Annotated in this window: 17 protein-coding genes; 11 read left to right on the top strand and 6 right to left on the bottom strand. The window is 46.8% G+C overall.

Annotated elements, in window-relative coordinates:
* Entirely contained in the window at window positions 1-1,140 is a 1,140-nt protein-coding gene (locus P364_RS0104525) for a glycerol dehydrogenase (RefSeq protein ID WP_024628967.1), read from the top strand.
* Window positions 1,141-2,910, top strand: a complete 1,770-nt coding sequence (gene dhaK / locus P364_RS36550; protein WP_024628966.1) for a dihydroxyacetone kinase subunit DhaK — start codon at window positions 1,141-1,143, stop codon at window positions 2,908-2,910.
* Window positions 2,911-3,057: 147 nt separating this feature from the next.
* Here the strand turns inward: dhaK and P364_RS0104515 are convergent, their stop codons facing one another.
* Entirely contained in the window at window positions 3,058-3,606 is a 549-nt protein-coding gene (locus P364_RS0104515) for a TetR/AcrR family transcriptional regulator (protein ID WP_024628965.1), read from the bottom strand.
* A 149-nt stretch (window positions 3,607-3,755) separates the two neighbouring features.
* On the opposite strand from P364_RS0104515, the gene P364_RS0104510 reads away from it, so the two are divergent.
* The 3 genes from P364_RS0104510 (at window position 3,756) to P364_RS0104500 (ending at window position 7,492) form a co-directional block, all read left to right on the top strand.
* Window positions 3,756-4,664 (top strand): ketopantoate reductase family protein, encoded by a 909-nt coding sequence (locus P364_RS0104510; RefSeq protein ID WP_024628964.1) that lies wholly within the window; start codon window positions 3,756-3,758, stop codon window positions 4,662-4,664.
* A 264-nt stretch (window positions 4,665-4,928) separates the two neighbouring features.
* Window positions 4,929-6,107, top strand: coding sequence for an alanyl-tRNA editing protein (locus P364_RS0104505; RefSeq protein ID WP_024628963.1), 1,179 nt, complete (start codon window positions 4,929-4,931; stop codon window positions 6,105-6,107).
* An 80-nt stretch (window positions 6,108-6,187) separates the two neighbouring features.
* Window positions 6,188-7,492, top strand: a complete 1,305-nt coding sequence (locus P364_RS0104500) for a hypothetical protein (protein ID WP_024628962.1) — start codon at window positions 6,188-6,190, stop codon at window positions 7,490-7,492.
* A 207-nt stretch (window positions 7,493-7,699) separates the two neighbouring features.
* Here the strand turns inward: P364_RS0104500 and P364_RS0104495 are convergent, their stop codons facing one another.
* Both P364_RS0104495 and P364_RS0104490 read right to left on the bottom strand, forming a co-directional pair.
* A complete protein-coding gene (locus tag P364_RS0104495; protein ID WP_024628961.1) occupies window positions 7,700-8,041 on the bottom strand; it encodes a DUF1801 domain-containing protein in 342 nt (113 codons plus the stop codon).
* A gap of 2 nt (window positions 8,042-8,043) precedes the next feature.
* The gene (locus P364_RS0104490; protein WP_024628960.1) at window positions 8,044-8,619 is read right to left on the bottom strand and encodes a GNAT family N-acetyltransferase; all 576 of its coding nucleotides are present in this window, start codon (window positions 8,617-8,619) and stop codon (window positions 8,044-8,046) included.
* 406 nt (window positions 8,620-9,025) lie between these two features.
* On the opposite strand from P364_RS0104490, the gene P364_RS0104485 reads away from it, so the two are divergent.
* Both P364_RS0104485 and P364_RS0104480 read left to right on the top strand, forming a co-directional pair.
* Window positions 9,026-9,481: a GNAT family N-acetyltransferase gene (locus tag P364_RS0104485; RefSeq protein WP_024628959.1), complete on the top strand. Its 456-nt coding sequence runs from the start codon at window positions 9,026-9,028 to the stop codon at window positions 9,479-9,481.
* Window positions 9,482-9,823: 342 nt separating this feature from the next.
* Window positions 9,824-11,206 carry an amino acid permease gene (locus P364_RS0104480; protein ID WP_052016502.1) on the top strand — a complete coding sequence of 461 codons (1,383 nt, stop codon included), beginning with the start codon at window positions 9,824-9,826 and terminating at the stop codon, window positions 11,204-11,206.
* 142 nt (window positions 11,207-11,348) lie between these two features.
* Here P364_RS0104480 and P364_RS0104475 read toward each other — a convergent pair whose 3' ends face one another.
* Window positions 11,349-11,858, bottom strand: coding sequence for a GNAT family N-acetyltransferase (locus P364_RS0104475; RefSeq protein ID WP_024628957.1), 510 nt, complete (start codon window positions 11,856-11,858; stop codon window positions 11,349-11,351).
* 166 nt (window positions 11,859-12,024) lie between these two features.
* A complete protein-coding gene (locus P364_RS35085) occupies window positions 12,025-12,792 on the bottom strand; it encodes a helix-turn-helix transcriptional regulator (protein WP_024628956.1) in 768 nt (255 codons plus the stop codon).
* A gap of 196 nt (window positions 12,793-12,988) precedes the next feature.
* On the opposite strand from P364_RS35085, the gene P364_RS0104465 reads away from it, so the two are divergent.
* The 4 genes from P364_RS0104465 (at window position 12,989) to P364_RS0104450 (ending at window position 19,324) form a co-directional block, all read left to right on the top strand.
* The gene (locus P364_RS0104465) at window positions 12,989-15,310 is read left to right on the top strand and encodes a beta-L-arabinofuranosidase domain-containing protein (RefSeq protein WP_024628955.1); all 2,322 of its coding nucleotides are present in this window, start codon (window positions 12,989-12,991) and stop codon (window positions 15,308-15,310) included.
* A gap of 363 nt (window positions 15,311-15,673) precedes the next feature.
* On the top strand, window positions 15,674-16,405 hold the full coding sequence (locus P364_RS0104460; RefSeq protein ID WP_029880720.1) for a hypothetical protein: 732 nt from the start codon (window positions 15,674-15,676) through the stop codon (window positions 16,403-16,405).
* An 11-nt stretch (window positions 16,406-16,416) separates the two neighbouring features.
* Window positions 16,417-18,105, top strand: a complete 1,689-nt coding sequence (locus P364_RS0104455) for a vWA domain-containing protein (protein WP_024628953.1) — start codon at window positions 16,417-16,419, stop codon at window positions 18,103-18,105.
* Window positions 18,106-18,184: 79 nt separating this feature from the next.
* Entirely contained in the window at window positions 18,185-19,324 is a 1,140-nt protein-coding gene (locus tag P364_RS0104450; protein WP_024628952.1) for a toxic anion resistance protein, read from the top strand.
* Window positions 19,325-19,489: 165 nt separating this feature from the next.
* Here the strand turns inward: P364_RS0104450 and P364_RS0104445 are convergent, their stop codons facing one another.
* Complete coding sequence (locus tag P364_RS0104445; protein ID WP_024628951.1) at window positions 19,490-20,197, bottom strand: YoaK family protein; 708 nt, start codon at window positions 20,195-20,197, stop codon at window positions 19,490-19,492.
* Between the last annotated feature and the right edge of the window lie 9 nt (window positions 20,198-20,206).

Here is a 20,206-nt window from a genome sequence, read left to right as displayed (position 1 = left end):
ATGAGAAAAGCATTTATTAGTCCAACGAAGTACGTGCAAGGTGAAGATGAGTTGTTGAACCTGGGTTACTTTGTGAAATCTTTTGGTGAATCTGCATTACTGATCGCGCATCCCGATGATGTAAATCGTGTAAAAGCGAAGCTCGATGCAACCGCACAGAAATTCAATATAACGTTTGTTGAAAGCGGTTTTAGAGGAGAATGTTCGCGCGAGGAAGTCGCTCGTTTGCAGGGAATTGCGAAGGAAAAAGGATGTACATGCACTATCGGTCTCGGCGGCGGTAAAGCGATTGATGCAGCCAAATGTGTAGCAGAAGGCGAGGCGTTGATCATCTGCCCAACCATCGCAGCAACAGATGCACCAACGAGTCACTCTGCCGTGTTGTATACGCCGGAAGGTGCTTTTGATGACTACGCTTATTTCAAACAAAGTCCAAGTGTGGTTCTTGTGGATACAACGGTTATCGCAAACGCACCAACACGTTTCCTCGTATCGGGTATGGGTGATGCATTGTCTACATACTTCGAAGCAAGAGCTACAGCAAAATCATACTCTCGTGTGAATGCAAGTTTGCCAATGGGTTCCCGTGAAGGATACACACCTTCCGCAGTAGGGACGAATGCTGCACTTGCACTGGCCAAATTGTGCTACGAAATGCTGCTCAGCGACGGTGTAAAAGCGAAAGTGGCAAGTGATAGCAACATGGTCACCCAAGCGCTGGAAAATATCGTAGAGACGAATATTCTGCTGTCCGGTCTTGGATTCGAAAGCGGCGGTCTGGCGGGAGCCCATGCGATCCATAACGGATTCACCATTCTGGAAGGCACACATCACTTCTTCCACGGGGAAAAAGTAGCCTTCGGTACGATCGCACAGCTCGTTCTTGAAAATGCCCCGACTGAAGAGCTGCACCAGGTGCTCGACTTCTGTCTTGAAGTTGGTCTGCCGGTATGTCTCGCAGACATCGGTGTAGATACCATTAGCCAGGAAGAGCTGCTGAAAGTGGCTGAGATTGCTTGTATTCCGGAAGAATCGATTCACGCGATGCCGTTCCCTATCACCGTGACTGAAGTTGCCGGTGCGATTGCTACCGCTGACCGGATCGGTGCGGAATACAAAGCTCGCCAGGAGGCGAAATAAATGAAGAAAATTATCAATCAGGCTGAAAATGTGGTCATGGAAATGTGCAACGGGATTGCGCTGGCGCACCCGGAGCTTGAATTTTTGAAGAAATATAAAGTGATTAAACGCAGAGAGATACAGGCTGATAAAGTCAGCCTCGTCAGTGGCGGCGGCAGCGGCCATGAACCAGCTCATGCGGGTTACGTTGGTAAAGGTATGCTGGATGCTGCGGTTTGCGGAGATGTATTCGCATCTCCTTCCCAGATTCAGGTGTATCAGGCGATCAAGGCAACAGCCACCAAGAAAGGCACCCTGTTAATCATCAAAAACTACAGCGGCGACATGATGAACTTTAAGAACGCGGCGCATCTTGCAGAGGAAGATGGCATTGACGTGCAATATGTACGGGTTGAGGATGATATCGCTGTACAAGACAGTCTGTATACGGTGGGACGTCGTGGCGTTGCCGGAACCGTATTGGTACACAAAATTGCTGGAGCCGCAGCCGAAGAAGGCCGCAGTCTGGCAGAGGTGAAATCTGTTGCCGAGAAAGCAGCGCAGAACGTACGCAGCATTGGATTTGGATTTACCTCCTGTACTGTGCCTGCCAAAGGTACACCGACATTCGAAATCGCTGAAGATGAGATGGAATTCGGGGTAGGAATTCATGGTGAGCCAGGCATTCGCCGCGAGAAATTGGTATCTGCAGATGAGCTTGCAGGACGCATGGTTGAAGCGCTGCTTGCAGACATGAAGCTGGACAACGGCGCATCCGCGGAGATTGCTGTGCTTGTCAATGGCTTCGGGGCTACACCTTTACAGGAGCTTTATCTGCTCAACAACTCGGTTCAGCGTGAGCTGGCACAGCGTTCAGGTCTGCATATAGCTACTACATTTGTTGGCAATTACATGACGAGCATCGATATGGCAGGTGCATCGGTAACCATCCTGAAACTGGACGAGGAACTGAAGACGTTGTTGTTCAAGGAAAGTGACACACCGGCGTTCAAAGTGTCTGGTCCTCCGGCAGCGCAAGTAGCTTATTCCGAAGCGTTGGAAGCCGTCGTGACTGAAGATGCGCCTGTATCCTATGAAGTAGAGACACCTGCATCATCTGCGGTAATCAACAACAATCAATTTTCCCTGGATAATATCGTCTACCTGATCGATAAGATGAGTGAGATCATTATTAAGAACGAAGTGCCGTTCTGTGAACTGGATTCCCATGCGGGTGACGGTGACTTTGGTATGAGCGTAGCGAAAGGGTTCAGACAGCTCAAGCGCGAATGGAACCATATCGTCAACGAAGAGAAAAAGAATATCGGTTCATTCCTGGATGCCTGCTCTCTTGTCATTATGGAATACTGCGGCGGTGCATCCGGCCCAATCTGGGGATCGGCATTCCGGGCGGCAGGCAAAGCTGTAGGTGACAAACAGCAATTGAATGTTGCCGAATTCGCTGATATGATGCAGGCGGCAGTACAAGGGATTCAATCGACAGGAGAGCGTTCCTTCGGACGTGGTGCCGTTGCAGGTGACAAAACATTGATCGACGCACTCGTTCCTTGTGCCGATGCCTGGACACAAAGTGCGAAGTCCGGAGACGACTTCAAAACGGCGTTTGCGAAAGGAGCTGAAGCGGCAGTAGAGGGTGCGAAGAAAACAGAAGACATCGTGGCACGCATGGGCCGCGCGGGTGCTGTTGGTGATCGCAGTCTTGGATACCCGGATGCTGGCGCATATGCGCTGGGGGTTATTTTCACAGAGCTGTCGGAGTCAATGCAATAAACATGTGTGTATGCAGTCCGTAACTTAAAAATGATCAATAAAACGAGCCTCTAGAATCGCTTCTAGGGCTCGTTTCGCATTTCAGGAATTGACTCCTATTTTGACGTGGTTTTGCTCTGCTATTTTATTGAATGAGTCTAAGTAGATTCATTCAGAATAAGGCGATACCCCTTTTGTATATAGAGTATCCACTAACTCAAAAAATTCTTCTGGCGATAAATCCTTTTGTCGCTGTAGCCAAAGACGAAATAAAGAGAGTGATGTTGAGATGTGAAACTCGATTAAGTATGGCGTGATGGAGCTGTCTGGCGGTAGGTTTAATTCCAATCTGCCAAGGGTGATTTCTCTTTTCAAGCGTTCTAAAAAACGAATACTGCCATAATCGCCCAAAAAGGCATTGAGAACCGAGAGATATTCCTTGTTTTCCAAACAATGAAGCGCATCTTGAACAGTATTTGAAGAGAGCTCTTTTTTCGCCAATTCTTCTTTTATGTAGTTCACTAAGTCATTTTCAACAAAGTCTAACAATTCGTAAATATCAGTAAAGTATTGATAAAATGTGCTGCGGTTATATCCCGCCTTATTCGTAATCTCTTGAACCGAGATTTTTTCAATCGGCTTTTGACTATATAATTCACAAAAAACATTGATAAACGTTTGTCTAGTTTTTTCCGTGATTTGGGGCTGCTTTTTCATTTTTTTCTCCTATCGGTAACCAGGGTATCATCCGACAAATATTTAAAAACTGATGTTTGATCAAGGGCATAATAACGATTTATGATTAAATCATACAACACGTTGTTGCATAGTCAAGAGAGATTATTCAAAAAAGAGGGAGGATTGTTATGTCCGTTAAACAAAATAGAATTTTAATTTTTGGTGCTGGTGTTATAGGAAGCATATACGCAATGAGATTCATTGAAGCAGGCCTTGACGTTACTATGTATGCACGTTCTGATCGATTTGTAACATTGAAAGAAAAGGGCCTGCAATATAATGAAAAAGGTACTGTTAAATCGATAAAAGTCAATGTCATTGATACGCTTGAAAATGATGATGTGTATGATTTTATTTTCGTTACAGTACGTTATGATCGATCCGAATCAGCGTTGTTAGCGCTCAAAGACAATCAAAGCAAAAATATTGTTACAATGACTAATAATTCAATTGGATTTTCTTCGTGGCTAGATATGGTTGGAGATAGACTTTTACCCGCTTTTCCCGGTGTTGGCGGACAGATTAAAGAAGGAATATTGTTTGGTCGATTTCCACCAAAGATTCTAGTGACTACTGTGTTCGGAGAAATTAGTGGTTTAGTGACAGAACGTGTAGAGAACCTGGCAAAAATATTTAAAACAGCAAAAATCCCGTACACAATGAATAAGGATATGAAGTCGTATCTAATCACTCATGCTGTATCGGATATTGCAATGCTTGGCTTTTTGAGAATTGATAATAAGATCATTGACCCCGATACAGCTAACAACAGAAAAACGGCACATCAAATAACACACACTTTAAAAACATACCTGAGGGCCATACAAAAAGCTGGCGTTGCTATTTCTCCATCTGTATTTAAAATGGTGCTTACATGTCCAGATTTGATTTTGGATTTGTTCTTTATGCTATGGTTACGGACTAAAATGGTGAAGGATATGATGTTGCCGGACTATGCGAGTAGTGCAAACAACGAAGTTGTGCAGCTGAATAACGATTTATTGAAGTTTTTAAGTCAAAATGATATCACACCCTAAGAACGGAAACAGAGATTTTGGGTCAGTAAGTTGTAACGTCATGCTACTGATATTCACATGACCGCCCTGTAGCTTGACTTGCAGAGCGGTTTTTTTGATATGAAAAAGGGATGCTTGCAGGCTGAAACTTGGCTTGTTTATGCCAGATAGTGTAATCTGGAGATCAGGTACATAAGGATTTTGTATAGATCAGAAAGTGACGTTGCATTCGTTAAAATGCTAAAGCAACACTCTACTTTGAACGAGAAGGGATCGGATGATTCAATGACGAAAAAAATCTATTATGACTCCGCATACACACGGGAGTGGCATACACAAATTACAGGCAGAGTGGACAAAGAAGACGGTATATATGTCACGCTGGCGGAGACGGCTTTTTACCCCCATGGAGGTGGACAGCCTTGTGATCTGGGACAGATCGGTGGCATTGCCGTACTGGATGTGATAAGTGAAGACGGTGAGGTACTGCATAAGCTGGAGCGTGCACCCGAGCAGAATGACGTGGATTGCCAAATCGATTGGCAGCGCAGATTCGATCATATGCAGCAGCATAGCGGGCAGCATTTGCTGTCGGCTATTACGCTGAAGCTGGCAGATGCGATGACGCTCAGTTTTCATCTGGGGACAGATTATATCTCGATTGATGTGGCTGCAGCCGAACTGGGAGCGAATCAACTGGCTGCAATTGAATTGGAGGCCAATCAGCAGATTTACCGGAATGCCAGAATCAGCAGTTCCTGGGTCACTGCGGAAGAAGCAGCACGACTGCCACTGGTGAAACTGCCTTCCGTAACCGAAGATATTCGCATCGTAGAGATCGAGGGTGTGGAATATAACGCTTGCGGAGGAACACATGTGTCAGCCACAGGTGAGATCGGGATCATTAAACTGTTGAAAACCGAGAAAATGAAGGGCAGCACCCGGATTTATTTTAAATGCGGATACCGGGCACTGAACGAGTTCAACGCCGCGCAAAGCGTGCTGACCGGAATTTCGGCCAAATTGAAGACCAGTAGAGACGAGCTGGTGGATCGGATCGATAAAATGGAAGCAGAACAAAAGCAGCTGCAAGCCGAGCTGAACGCTGTAAAAGCTTCCAATGACGCTTATTATGCGCAAGAGCTTTTATCTGCACGGGAAGGATTGGTCATTGCTCAAATCTTTGAGGACAAATCGCTCAAGGATATGCAGAGCCTGGCGACCAAGCTGACATCGGAACATGAGGGACTTGTACTCTTTGTGAGCATCTCAGAGGCCAAAGTTGTTCTGGCACAGAACGGACAGCCGCCGGAGTGGGCTTGTGGACCTTTCTTCAAGGGCAATCTTGGAGCCTACCAGGGCAAAGGCGGAGGCAGCGACAAGATGGCTCAGGCGGGCTTTGCCAGCAGCGAAGATGCAATCGCATTTTATGAATTTACGAAGGACCAACTGGGACATCACTAATCTACGATTTTTCGCTAATCGATATGGATCAGTTTCAGTGGATCGTAAGGTGGAATCAAAAGCAGAGGAGCTGCCCACAGATGACAGAACGCATTCCGTGCATACGAGAAGGGTGCCCAAGTACGATTTTGCCAGCAACGGCTGCCAGAACAAGCGGGTACTGCATGCCTTGCAAGCAGGAGATGGAACGCGAGGCACATCAAAGATACATTGAAGCCAATCGGCGTGACGTGAACTTGTATGAGGGAATGACGGACCCTGTGGAGATTCTAAAAATCATGCATACCCGCCAGGTTCATGATCCGTTAATCCGTTATGTTGCATACGAGCATTCCAAAGAAGAAGTATATCTGTCCTTGTCTACGAAGCAGCAAGCGCTCATGATCGACTATGCGATGCAGCTGATTCGTGCAGGGGATGATGATACAGGTAAAGATATTCTGGTATACCTGGTTTGTTACCATGATATTTCGTTGTCTGCACAGATTCCGGAGCTGCTGGAGCGCGAAATCTACTACCCTGTCATTTTGTATAAGAGTGCCTCTGCCGAAGTACGCGATCAACTCATACAGCAGGTGAACGCTGATGATGAGAATCGGAATAATCTGTTGCTCATGCTCGCCTATATTGGAGATGAAGTTATCGTAGATCAGTTCAAGCAATGGAGGCAGTCTCCGCCTCGCTGGGCAGATCAGCTGCATGTCGCACCAGAGCGCTATACAACCGAAGCTGGTTGGGAGTTGACGAATGAAGGCCAGCGCAGGGATTTATTCATCACCCCAAGTTATTCACTCTATAAAGTAAAAGAGAATGAAAGGGCTGACGACACGTCAATTGGCGCTCCAATCTCCATGCTGTTGAGCCGAGCCGATAACTGTGAGTGGTGTGGCAGTCCGTTAACGACCTTAATTGATCTGGATGTACGGCTTCCAGCACTGAAGGACGTTGCTTGGAATAGTGAGCGGCTTCAAGTGCAGACTTGCGTGATATGCAGCTGTTATGGTGTCGTTTATATGGAGATGAATTCAGCAGGTGAACCGTGCTGGAGTACGCATAATGTGATGCCCGTGGGAGCGGATGATCTCGACCCGAATGACTATGCTCAGCTTGCACCGGATGCAGGGCGACAGTTTCGGATTGCGACTGCACCACGTCAGGCGTTCCATGCCAGTGAGTGGGCGATGGAGCCTTCTTTATCCCAGATTGGGGGCCATCCCGGATGGGTTCAGGACGCGGAGTATCCGAATTGCCCATGCTGCTCTTCAAGGATGAGGGCCGTTGGTCAATTGGACTGGAGCGAGGATGAGGAGTATGGGGATGGCATGTATTACATGTTCATTTGCGAGCCGTGCCAGATGACGGCAGTATCTTATCAACAGTCCTGATGAAGGAACTCTAATGATCTGTTATTGCATAGATGCGATTTAGTTGTATTGACAGCTGCATACACAAAAGGGGCTATCCCATATGTATTTAACATTATGCGAAGCCCCTTCGTATGGTTAGGTCAACCAGATATGCTGGTTGGCCTTTTTAATAGTTGCTAGAGCCGGTTGAAAGAAACTGAGACACCTTATATCCTCAATTCCAGCTTAGAGTTCTGCCGATGCCTGTGTCAGAAGGCCAGCCAGCCACTCATAGTCAGGCGTATCTTTTTCCTTGATCTTGATGGTTTTGCGTTCAGCTGGGCCTTCAAATATCCCATCTGGCAGATCAAGTCCGGTTGCATTGAAGATCGTGAAGGATACTGCCGGTTTGGACGGGGAGATGACTGCCGCATATTTACCGTTTTTCAGAAAATGAGGTTTCTTGTACTGCACACGTTCTTGTACTTCAGGGATAGACTCATGTACCAACTCCCGCAGTTTACTTACAACCTGGGCTTGCCAGGGAACCGGGATCTGTTCGATAAATTCAGTGACTTCTGCATTCATATTCATGCTTGTCCATCCTCTACATTGATCTGATTGTGTGTTTCCCATTCGGGTCTTAGAATTCCCATCAATAAGCGATCATAGCGTTTTCCATCACGATACACGGCTGATCTGGCGCGACCTTCCAGCTGAAAGCCGACCTTCTCATAGGCACGGATGCCTTTCGCATTATAGGCGATGACATCCAAACCTACCCGGTCCAGATTCAATTCATGGAAGGCATATCGCAAAATGAGATTCAACGCTTCCGTTCCGTATCCCTTGTTGCGATGCTCTGCGAGTCCGATGCCAATGGCAAGCTGTCCGCAGCGGTTGTTCCATTCAATGCTGTGAATGACAACGAACCCGATCAGTTGTTCATTCTCAAGCGTTCGAAGCCGGAAGTAAACTTCCTTGTCCTTTGTTTCGCCTTCATCTTCAAGCTGCTTTTCCGAATAAGGAATGGCAATATCCGTATCCACATTTCTCAAATATTCGGGATCTTCATTCCATTGCAGCATGGTTTGTACATCTTCTGCACGGGGTGGAGTCTTTTTCAACCGTTTGCTATAAAACAGATTTTTAGTTGTTAGTGTCATGATGGTCTCCTTTGAATAAATTAAGTTCGCTTCACCTCAAAACGACAATTAGCTATATAAATTGAACTAAAGGATATTTACACATGCCACTCCGATAACAGCGAGGTGTATGCTTCCGATGCAGCTTTCTTTCAGAAAGCTTTTGGCTCCGCTTCTTCAGGTTATTTCTGTCCTCTCCGTTCTCGTGTAAATATCAATTTAGCTATATGGCTGCTGCGCAATATTCTTGGCTCCTTTTGATCTCAGATAGCCTCACTATAATGGAAATTTAAGGGTATAACAATAGACAGTTTATTCGTGTTTTTGAACCTGTTGTCAGAAAACCTGTCATGGTAGTACTATATAAATAATTAGACATGTATTCAGTGATACACACACAACAAAATTGTCGGCAGGAGTGGTAGATATGGAGATTAAAGTAGATGATTTGAGTGGTCAACAAGTCATTGGATTAATTGCAGAACATTTGCAGGGCATGGCAGCAGATTCGCCGCCGGAAAGTATTCACGCCCTGGATCTGGATGGATTGAAGAAACCGGAGATTACATTCTGGTGCGCATGGGAAGCGGAGGAGCTGCTGGGCTGCGGTGCCATGAAAGAATTGAACTCGGAGCATGCAGAACTGAAATCGATGCGTACAGCATCGGCTCACCTGAGAAAAGGCGTGGCTCGACAAATTCTTGCCCACATAATCGAGGTTGCCAAGAATCGGGGTTATAAACGAATCAGTCTGGAGACGGGTTCAATGGATTCGTTTATCCCGGCGCGGAAGCTTTATGAGGACTTTGGATTTGTTTACTGTGAGCCATTTGCAGATTATAGTTTGGACCCGAACAGTGCTTTTATGACGAAGGAATTATAAATCGAATGATAGATATATAGGCATAACGGCATAACGGGAATACCAGATAACCAGATAACCAGCATTCTGTTGCATACAGACCGCTGGTTTTTTTGTGTGTAACGATTGTTTTAAGAAGTGGTGGACTGCAACAAATCATACATATTGGAGAGCGCAAGAAGAGTAGAATATATATAAATGAATGAGTTGCGATGCATACCGATTGGCTCGTATCATTGTGGGGTATAAAACATACGTCATGTCAGCATCGGCTTGGGATGAATTGGCCGTACGGAACTGCTGGGCTGAGGCATGCACAATAGGGTATACTGGACATTGTGTTTAGGTAAACATGAAACAGGAATGCAGACGTTTTTTACATCAGGAGGATTGGAATTGGCTCAGACAGAAGGAACATTGCAGAAGAAACTTAAACCAAGACATATTAGCTTTATGGCTATGGGTGGTGTCATTGGAACCGGAATTTTCAAAGGAAGCGCCGAAACGATTGGACTCGCAGGTCCGGGAGTCATTGTAACGTACATCTTTGCAGGCTTATTGCTGCTGGTAGTCATGGCTGCGATGGCAGAGATGGCTACAGTGTACAAGAACAAGAACATGAAAGATTTTGTGCAGGAAGCATTTGGTAGCAGAGTATCCTTTATTATGGGATGGATGTACTGTTTCCTCTGGTTATCGGTATGTGTGATTGAGGTGATCGCCGCAGGAAGCTTTTTGCAGTACTGGTTCACGGAAGTGCCGCTGTGGATGCTTAGTCTGGCGTGTGCGGTGTTTATAATATTGATTAATCTGTTAAGTGTAGGCGTATTTGGGGAATTTGAATTTTGGTTGGCAGGCATTAAAATCGCCATGATTATTATTTTTATTTTCCTCGGTGCTGGTCTGATCTTCGGGATCATTCCAAGTGACAACACGCCTTATTTGCAAAATTACACGCAAGCAGGCGGATTCTTCCCTAATGGATGGTCATCGATCTTCTCGGCCTTGTTGGTCGTCATGTTCTCGTATGGAGGATCTGAGCTTATTGGCCTGACCTTAACGGAGACGGAAAATGCGGACAAGGTGATGCCTAAAATTGTGGGGAACTTCATGCTGAGAATTATTTTGTTCTTCACGCTGCCGATTCTCATCATCTGTGGGCTCATTCCGTGGAATGAGTTGGGCCCAGAAAGCAGTCCCTTCGTGCAGGTGCTGGCTTCCACGGGGCTGCCTGGTGCAGCACATATTATGAACTTTATTTTGGTAACCGCCGTTTTGTCTGCTGCGAATTCGGGCATTTACGGTGCATCCCGTATGATGCACTCCATGGCGGTAGGTGGTGAAGCACCCAAGGCATTATCACAAACGAATCGCAACGGCAGCCCAGTAAATACACTGCTGGTATGTGCTGTGGTTCTGCTTGGTGGCTCCATGCTGGGGCTGTTCGCACAAGATCAGCTCTTCCGCGTGTTGCTGGCGGTCCCGGGGTTTGTCGTGATGCTCGTGTGGATCTGTATTGCCACCTCACAGCTGAAGCTGCGCAAGAGCTATCCGGTACAACCTTCATTTAAGGTCTGGGGTTTTCCTTATATCACTGGAGCTGCTGTGCTGTGTCTCGGTGTCATTGCAGTCATGTTCGTATTTGATGAAAGCAACCGTTTCAGCATCAGTATCTGTTTATCTGTACTCGCTGTGCTGATTATTTGGTCCCTGATCCGATTCAGGAAAACGAATGGACGGGCATAAAATGAAGTTATAATAAAATGAATTCAATTAAAAAATAAAAGGCCGCTCTTGTTGAGCGGCCTTATTGGGTAAATAACACCATACCGTTATTTACCTGTTATCTTTCTTTCCTGCGATCCACGCTCAATACCATTTACTAGAATTATGAATCATAACGATAGCAGATGGCTTTGCCTTCACCACTCTCGGAACTGAATTCCGGGTCTTCTACAAAACCGAAACGTTCGTATAATCGGATCGCGTTAACCATTTGACCGCCCGTATATAAATACACCGTATTTTTACCCATGTCTTTGGCCGATTCAACACATTGTTGAAGCAGTTTTCTGGCGATGCCGTGACCTCTCCACTTGGGATCAACGCCCAACAGCCGAATAAACGGATAATCAATAGGCAGCTCGAAGGTCGGATAGGCCTTATGCGCGGTCTCGAACAACTGGACTGTTCCAACAATCTGATTATCTATTTTGGCAATCCATAACTGCTTGATGTAAGGATTAGTCGGCGATTCTCGAATATCCTTCAAATAATTTTCCCATTGTTCCTGTGGTTGGAACGTGTCCCGGTACTCGGAGTAACTTTCAATGAGAATATCTACAATTTCTTCATAATCTGCTTCTGTAGCGGGATGAATCGTTACTGCCGTTGTCATCTCAAGTTCTCCTTCTGATCTTGGTTTAATAAGAGATATAGTTGACTTGAATTGTACCACACCTGAGGGTACTGGATTAATTCAAATATTCTATATATGACTCATGAAATTCTATGAGTTGGTCTATCCGAACAAGCACATTCAAGGTTCGCACGGTTAAGGTTCATTATAGGCGATTGAGCTGTGTGGAATACAAATTATTACGATATTCGGTTGGTGTATTGCCTTCGTATTGTTTGAACATGCGCAGGAATAGTTTGTAATCGGAAAAACCGCATTGTCCGGCAATTTCTTTTACACTGGCATTGGTATTGAGCAGCATCTGCTTGGCCCGGCGAATCCGTTCCGTGAGGATATAGGTTTTGAGGCCAATGCCTTTCTCGCGTTTTACCATTTTGGAGATATAGTCCTTGTTAAAATTAAAGGTCTCGGCAATCTTGCCAACCGTAATATCGGTATGCAGATGAATATCCACCCACTTGCAGATGTGGTCAACGATCGCATTGTGCGGTCGATAACCCGCCTGTGTATTGCGTTCCAGTTCTTTGAGCAGCAGCAGCAATGCCGCGTCCGCTTCTTCCGGTGAGAACGATGAACTATGCAGCAGCTGCTTGAACAGCTGATTAGCCATGGACGGAACCTGAATGGTTGCATGGGTGGGATACTGGTCGAATTCTTTCTCATTCGAATCATAATGAACCCAGTAAAAGCTGACGGGAGCATCGCTGACCTGATAGCCATAATGGATGCGGCCAGCCCTCAGAAATAGCAGATCATTTGCACGGATCACGTACTGCTCTTCCTCTTCCGCAATGTACATCTCACCTTCCAGCATCAAAATGATCTCGTGAACAGGCATGCTGCGCCTCATGTGGCTCCAATTGCCTTCGGATATGAACTTGCCGCACAGGTAATGATCCAATGGCTTTTGCATAGGACGGATTTATCCACCTTTTCTTGGATTATGAGTCTGATGTAGTTGTATTTTATTTGATAATATGAGGATATTCAAGGCCTTGTATTAAGAAAGATCGTAAGGAATACATGAATCGCAGCACGGATTTTAACCCTTTGTACATCCATATAAGTACTTCTAAATTCCATTACATACCGAGGAGGAGAGAGCAGAAATGATTGAAACTAAAAAAGGATTTCTGGGACCTGAGCATGTCAATCTGTTAAATGGCGTTTTTCAAACGTCACAGGAAGTTGGAGAGAAATATTTGTTATCCCTGGACATGGACCGTTTTCTGGCACCATGTTTGGAAGCCCATGGGTTACCTGCAAAAAAAGAACGATATGCGGGTTGGGAGGCGCGCTCGATCAGCGGGCATTCCCTTGGACACTATCTGTCTGCCCTGGCGGTAACCTATCAGGCGACAGGCAATGAAACGCTAAAGCAAACACTGGATTATGCCGTCAGCGAGCTTGCATCCATTCAAAAGACAACGGGCAGCGGGTATATCGGCGGATTGTCTGAAGAAGCTTTCCGCATTGCATTTCGGGCAGAGCATATTGGCGGTTTCAACATTGGGGAATACTGGGTGCCTTGGTACAGCGTGCACAAAATCTATCGCGGACTAATTGACGCCTACAAATTAACGGGTAATGGGCAGGCCCTTGAGGTGGTAACACGGTTTGCTGATTGGGCGGTGGATGGTCTAAAGCCTATGACCGAAGAACAGATGCAGGTCATGCTTCAATGCGAACATGGCGGGATGAATGAAGTTTTTGCACATTTGTATGGAATCACAGGGAAGCCGGTATATCTTGAGATGGCCAACAAATTCACACATCAAATCATCCTTGAACCGTTGGAGCACAAGCAGGATGATCTTCAGGGCAAACATGCCAATACGCAAATTCCGAAAATCATCGGTGCAGCCGAAATCTACAATCAGGACCATGCTCATGAGAGTTATCGGACAGCGGCGGAGTTTTTCTGGGATACCACGATTCATCACCGTTCTTACGTATTTGGCGCTACGAGCATTTCGGAGCATTATGAAGCGAAAGGCATGGAGAGTCTGGGCATCAAAACCGGGGAAAGCTGCTGTACCCACAACATGATGCATCTGACGAAGCAGCTCTACACCTGGAACCCCGACAGTGCCTATATGGACTATTATGAAAATGCGATCTACAACCACATCCTGGGCACACAGGACCCGAATACAGGGAACAAAACGTATTTTGCATCCACGCTGCAAGGCCACTACAAAATCTACGGTACTCACGATACTGCCTGGTGGTGCTGTACAGGATCTGGCATGGAGAACCCGGGCAAATACGCCGAGGCAATCTATTTCGAGGATGAACAGGATCTGTACGTCAACCTGTATATCGCTTCCCAACTGGACTGGAGATCCCAAGGCATATCGCTGAAGCTCGAAACCGACTTTCCATATTCGGAAAAGGTAACCCTTACGATCACCGAAGGCAGCGCCTCGGCCAATCTTAGATTACGTGTGCCGTCATGGCTGCAGGAGCCAATGACGGCAATAGTCAACGGGGATACGGCCCATCCGTATACCCGGATGGAACCCGGATATCTCGACATCGACCGTACATGGACCGCTGGCGATGTCATCACCATCACGCTGCCGATGTCGCTCCACCAATACACGTCCCGGGATGATGCACATAAGGTGGCATTTCTATACGGGCCGATTGTATTGGCAGGCGCTTTGGGAAGCGAAGGGCTGCCCGAGGATACCATCGTGGACGAAACGGCACTGAATCCCAAAACAGCCCCTGTACCTGTGATCTGGACGGAACAGGAGGACGTGCGCGAGTGGATCAATGTCGTGGACGCAAGCACGCTGACGTTTGAGATCAGCAAGGACGTCACCTCAGACGGCAACCCGGTGAAGCTGATCCCGTTCTATAATGTGCATCATGAGTTCTATACGGTCTATTGGCCGTTTAACGATGAAGGGGATGCACTGGAGAAGGAATTGAACGATATCACCATCGACAGGGTACAGCCTGACGGTCAGCAGGATGAGATTGGACATCATCTGGACAGTAATTGCCGTGCAGAACATCATAACGGTTCGTATACAGACAGCCGTAACAAGCTGCATATGTGGCGGGAAGCTTTTGGTGTCAGCGGGTCTTACTTCAGCTACCAGCTGGCGGTGGATGGTTCCACATCGAACTATCTATGCGTTGCATACTGGGGAGGAGATCATTCTCCTTTTGAACGGGAAGGTACGCTGTATGAGAGAGTATTTAGTATCGCCGTCGATGGAAATGTGGTCGGAGAACAGCGGATTCATATGAACAAGATCGGCGAAGTATTCTATGTTACCTATGATATCCCTGAGACGATTACGTCAGGCAAAGACGGTGTCTGGGTTGCATTTCAGGCATTGGACGACAACGGCTGTGCCGGGAAAGTCGTGGAGGTACGTACGACGCGCAGCAAACCGGAGTCCATCTTTTCGTAAATGAAATGAGAACTAAATTCATCATCACTCCGGCGCTGGCGTCGGGGTGTTTTGTTTTTTTATCGAATAAGCCCTATATAAAAAATGACACGCACTGCAAATTTCCACGTATTACCTGATAACATTTCTTTTTCCGCCACCGATTGTTCAAGGGCATCAGGCTCGTTTTCCAGAGGTTACAAAATCTTATCCACGTTGTCCCTCTAAAGATGAAATGGGATAAGCCCATGCCACGTATATTATGAATATCCATATTAATCCACCCGAATGCGGCAACATCATGTACAATGATAGAAATATGCAATTGGAAATATTTAACCTGTAGATCCGACATATAGCGCGAAAGGAGGTCTGATGATTTACATGATGAAGTACATAAAACTGCTGGGGCTGATCTTCGGCATTGTCGTCATGAACGTTCTATTATTCTCGCCAGGATTCATCGGGCTGAATTTTGATGGGGGGGCTTTTACGACAGCGCTCTCGGTCACGTTCTTGTTCGGAAGTGCTCTTGCTCTCTTTTATGGAAGTTATACCTTGTTGTTCAGACAGCCTGTAGTCTTGCCCGTCAAGAATATCGAAACCCATGAAGATTATGTGGAAGCGTTATCCTTTTATCGACGCATTAAAGTGCTTGAGGAAGATATCACACTGGGATTATCCCAACTGAGCCGTATGAAGAAAAAGAAAGAAACCCTCCTGAACGTGCTGAATCAGCGATTTGATCCGGGGGAACTGAGCTACAAGAAATTTGCTTCGGTCACCCTCGAAGTGGAGAAGCTGTTATACCTCAACATCCGAAGCGTACTGAACCGACTTAATGTGTTCGATGAAGCGGAGTACGCCAGCCTGATGAAGTCCAAATCCGCTACACTTCCCCAGAAGCTTTTTCAGGAAAAGACCAAAGTATATAACGACTATCTCAGCTACGTGAAAAACTCGCTTCATAGCAATGAGGAAATTCTTTTGAAGCTTGACCAGCTAATGCTGGAAATCTCCCGCCTGGACAGTTTTGAAGCTGGAGATATCGAACAGATGCCGTGTATGCAGGAAATTGACCAATTAATCAAGCACACCAAATTATACAGACAGTGAGGGGTTGCCTTATGGCGAAGAAGGGAAAGTTTTTTTTCATATCGATCTTGATGCTGGTGCTCGTGTTCGGCCTGGTGTATGCAGGGATTACGCTGACGTCGAACGTTGGTAAATCCAGTACACAGGTAACGACAGAGAATGCAGGCAAAGAATTAGGCAAGCTCTATGAGGACATTGCTCCTGCAACAGCTGAACCGGTCAAAGGGCAGATTGATCTCGATCCGGTCGATGTGGCAGAGTCCTTGCCGGACATCTCCAAATTCCCGATCACGGTTGAGAATACAACGAATGATTATGTAGAGATATTCTCTTCCATCGAGAAGGCGGGAACCGGAGCGGATGGCTGGTTAACCGAAGTAACCGAAGAGTTCAACAAGGCTAACATTACTGTTGGCGGCAAACAGATCTCGGTGAAATTACGCAATATCGCATCCGGAACGGCGACCGATTATATTAAATCTGGTAAATATGTGCCTGATGCTTTTACCCCTTCGAATGAGTTATGGGGCGAGATGGTAGCCGCGAGCGGGGTAAAGACAGATCTGGTTTCCAAAAGACTGGTGGGGAACGTTCCCGGTATCGTCATCTCCAAAGCCAAGTATGATGCGCTGGTCGACACATACGGCTCGGTTAATGTAAAAACCGTGACCGAGGCGATTTCGAACAATGAGCTCGCGATGGGGTACACTGATCCGTTTGCCAGCTCTACGGGGCTGAACTTTCTCGTGACTGCACTCAACACATATGATAGCTCCAATCCGCTCGGTGAGAAAGCCATTGAGGGTTTTGAGAAGTTCCAAGCCAATGTGCCGTTTACGGCTTCTACAACCATTCAGATGCGTGAAGCAGCCAAGTCAGGGCGTCTGGACGCATTTGTACTGGAATATCAGACTTACGTAAATACCGCAGATCTGAAAAGCGGATACGTCTTTACACCTTTTGGCGTAAGACATGACAGCCCGCTGTATGCACTGGGGCAATTGCCGCAGAACAAGCAGGAGATCATCAAGAAGTATGCGGAATTCGTAACCCAAGCGAAGTATCAGCAATCGGCTGAGGAATTCGGCTTCAACGGTTTGCAGGATTACAAGTCCGAATTGAACACAGTGGATGGTGGCACCCTGTTGTCCGCTCAGAAAGTATGGAAAGAGAAAAAGAATGGCAGCAAACCCATCGCAGCTGTATTCGTCACCGATGTGTCCGGAAGTATGGACGGGGAACCGCTAAACCGACTCAAGGAATCCTTGCGCAAAGGCCAGAAGTTCTTGGGCACAGACAATAGTATTGGCCTCGTCTCCTACTCTAGTGGCGTAACCGTGAACCTGCCGATTGCCAAGTATGATACGAATCAGCAGTCCATGTTTGTCGGTACGGTGGATAGCTTGCAAGCAGGTGGCGGTACGGCAACCTTCGATGGCATCGTTGTGGCGATGAAGATGCTGGAAGATTATATGGCTACCAATCCGAATGTGAAACCGCTGATCTTTGTCCTCAGTGATGGGGAGACCAACGAAGGTCATACCCTGAAGGATATTCGTGATCTGGTCGAGACGTACAAAGTGCCGATCTACACGATTGGTTATAACGCGGACATCAAGGCTTTGGAGAGCATCTCCAGCATTAACGAAGCGGCGAGCATTAACGCGGATACCGACGATGTGGTGTACAAAATCGGTAACCTGTTCAACGTGCAGATGTAATACGGTTGCTGCACTCAAAGTGACCTAGTGTAAGTTCATTATTTTTATTATATGGCACGTAAATTGAGGGGGAACTTGGATGTCGTTTTCGATGGAGATACCTAGCCAGAAGGAAATTCAGAAGGTGATTGAGGAAGAAATAAAGCCTGTACCTGCCGAGGTGGCAGAGCTGCAGCAAGTGGCGGATGCCAACGTGGAGATGATTATGACACTGGATCTCGAATCGCTGGAGAAACGCAAAGAGATCTTGCAATCTATTGACGGTTTTGGCATGAACACCATGAGATCCTCTTCCGAGAAAAACGCGTTGCTTCAAGTCTCCGTTGGACATTTGTCCAAGACGGGAGACGAGGGCGGTCAGGTCGCCAAAGGCTTGACCGAGCTGCATATGCAGCTGAAGGATCTCGACCCAAGCGTGGTCGATTTTGCCAAAACCGGATTCCTCGGCAAATTGTTCAATCCGCTGCGGGCCTATTTTCTCAAATACCAGAAGGCTGACGCGGTCATCGCCGACATCGTGACGTCGCTGGACAAAGGCAGAGCAACCTTGAGAAATGACAACACCACACTGGAGATTGAACAGCAAAATTTACGGGAACTCACCAAACGACTGCAAAAGGAAATTCAGCTTGGGGTGCTGATGGATGAGTCGATTGATGCACAGATCGAAGCCGCCAAAGTCCGCAACGAGGACCCGGAGAAAGTCCGTTTTATCACGGAAGAAGTGCTGTTCCCGCTCCGTCAGCGGGTCATGGATTTGCAGCAAATGCTTGTGGTGAACCAGCAGGGCATCATGGCAATTGAAGTCGTTATCCGCAATAACAAGGAATTGATCCGTGGTGTGGATCGGGCCAAAAATGTAACAATCTCGGCATTGAAAATTGCCGTCACCGTCGCCAGTGCACTTTACAACCAGAAGATTGTGTTGCAGAAAATTGAACTGCTCAACCGGACGACCAATGACCTGATCGCAGGTACGTCCAAAATGCTGAAAGATCAGGGCATTGCCATTCAAAAGCAAGCTTACGATGCCAGCATTTCGGTGGATACGATGAAGCAGGCGTTCACGGATGTACTTTCTGCGCTCGACTCGATCAGCGTTTATAAGCAGGAGGCACTACCAAGGATGCGGGAGACCATTAATCAGTTCCGTGAACTGGCCGATACCGGGGAGCAACAGATTCAGCGGTTGGAGAAAGGGCAGAAGCTGGGACTGTAGCCTAAAAGAAAGTCAGAAGATTAGAAGAACACAAGGAAGTAACATGTATAACCTCAAAAAAACGGTTGAACACAGATAAGCTCTGGTTCAACCGTTTTTTTGATCTTATTTTGAAGAAATGAAGATTCCTACGGATCATACATACCAAAGCTGTCGTTCTGCTGATTAGGTCAAATCGCGTTGAACATGGAGGACGTAGGGGATCAGCAGAAGAAGCAGAGCGAGTGAGACGATCAGGGCAAGCAGCAGGTTCCCTTGGGTTAACAGCAATGCTCCCAGCGCTGCACCGATCACAAATATAACCCAGGACAGGGCAAGTACTGCCCATTCGGAAGCAGGGGCCTTGCCTCTGATCGCTTTGGCCAGTGCCTGTCCTATTCCAAACAATGTACCTGTTACAAAGCCTTTGCCCACATCCGCATGAGCAACCATCTGGTGCATGGTGTTTTGCATGCCCATGGCAACGGCAATCGGGAAAAGCACGCTCTGTGTATGGAGGAACAGAAACAGAACAATGGCACTGACAAAGAGAAGGGACTCCATACCCAAGATCGCCGTCAGTCGCCATTTTCCCGATAATTCCGTAATCATCGTACCGATGAAGGCGCCTACAATGAATAACAAAATGACCAGACCTATATTCGTTAAAACAGCGGTGTCTCCCTCAAATAGCGCGATGCCAAGCTTGGTGCTGTTACCACTCATGAAAGACAGATAGATTTTCCCTAGCTGCAGATAGCCGACCGCATCAATGAACCCGGAGATCAGCACAAGCACACATGACAGCAGAAGCCGGGAAAGACCCGGCTCCAGTCGTTCTACGGTATGTCCCACAGGTTTGCGGTCGCTGGTCGAATCGGAAGCAGAAGCCATGATGTCCAA

This window comes from Paenibacillus sp. MAEPY2, from assembly GCF_000499205.1.
Classification (GTDB): domain Bacteria; phylum Bacillota; class Bacilli; order Paenibacillales; family Paenibacillaceae; genus Paenibacillus; species Paenibacillus vandeheii.
This window is presented reverse-complemented; position numbering and strand designations above follow the sequence as displayed.

What these genes read in the sequence shown, in the direction of transcription:
- P364_RS0104525 (WP_024628967.1), top strand. Translation starts at nt 1, where the DNA reads ATGAGAAAAGCATTTATTAGTCCAACGAAGTACGTGCAAGGTGAAGAT.
- dhaK (WP_024628966.1), top strand. Translation starts at nt 1,141, where the DNA reads ATGAAGAAAATTATCAATCAGGCTGAAAATGTGGTCATGGAAATGTGC.
- P364_RS0104515 (WP_024628965.1), bottom strand. Translation starts at nt 3,606, where the DNA reads ATGAAAAAGCAGCCCCAAATCACGGAAAAAACTAGACAAACGTTTATC.
- P364_RS0104510 (WP_024628964.1), top strand. Translation starts at nt 3,756, where the DNA reads ATGTCCGTTAAACAAAATAGAATTTTAATTTTTGGTGCTGGTGTTATA.
- P364_RS0104505 (WP_024628963.1), top strand. Translation starts at nt 4,929, where the DNA reads ATGACGAAAAAAATCTATTATGACTCCGCATACACACGGGAGTGGCAT.
- P364_RS0104500 (WP_024628962.1), top strand. Translation starts at nt 6,188, where the DNA reads ATGACAGAACGCATTCCGTGCATACGAGAAGGGTGCCCAAGTACGATT.
- P364_RS0104495 (WP_024628961.1), bottom strand. Translation starts at nt 8,041, where the DNA reads ATGAATGCAGAAGTCACTGAATTTATCGAACAGATCCCGGTTCCCTGG.
- P364_RS0104490 (WP_024628960.1), bottom strand. Translation starts at nt 8,619, where the DNA reads ATGACACTAACAACTAAAAATCTGTTTTATAGCAAACGGTTGAAAAAG.
- P364_RS0104485 (WP_024628959.1), top strand. Translation starts at nt 9,026, where the DNA reads ATGGAGATTAAAGTAGATGATTTGAGTGGTCAACAAGTCATTGGATTA.
- P364_RS0104480 (WP_052016502.1), top strand. Translation starts at nt 9,824, where the DNA reads ATGCAGACGTTTTTTACATCAGGAGGATTGGAATTGGCTCAGACAGAA.
- P364_RS0104475 (WP_024628957.1), bottom strand. Translation starts at nt 11,858, where the DNA reads ATGACAACGGCAGTAACGATTCATCCCGCTACAGAAGCAGATTATGAA.
- P364_RS35085 (WP_024628956.1), bottom strand. Translation starts at nt 12,792, where the DNA reads ATGCAAAAGCCATTGGATCATTACCTGTGCGGCAAGTTCATATCCGAA.
- P364_RS0104465 (WP_024628955.1), top strand. Translation starts at nt 12,989, where the DNA reads ATGATTGAAACTAAAAAAGGATTTCTGGGACCTGAGCATGTCAATCTG.
- P364_RS0104460 (WP_029880720.1), top strand. Translation starts at nt 15,674, where the DNA reads ATGATGAAGTACATAAAACTGCTGGGGCTGATCTTCGGCATTGTCGTC.
- P364_RS0104455 (WP_024628953.1), top strand. Translation starts at nt 16,417, where the DNA reads ATGGCGAAGAAGGGAAAGTTTTTTTTCATATCGATCTTGATGCTGGTG.
- P364_RS0104450 (WP_024628952.1), top strand. Translation starts at nt 18,185, where the DNA reads ATGTCGTTTTCGATGGAGATACCTAGCCAGAAGGAAATTCAGAAGGTG.
- P364_RS0104445 (WP_024628951.1), bottom strand. Translation starts at nt 20,197, where the DNA reads ATGGCTTCTGCTTCCGATTCGACCAGCGACCGCAAACCTGTGGGACAT.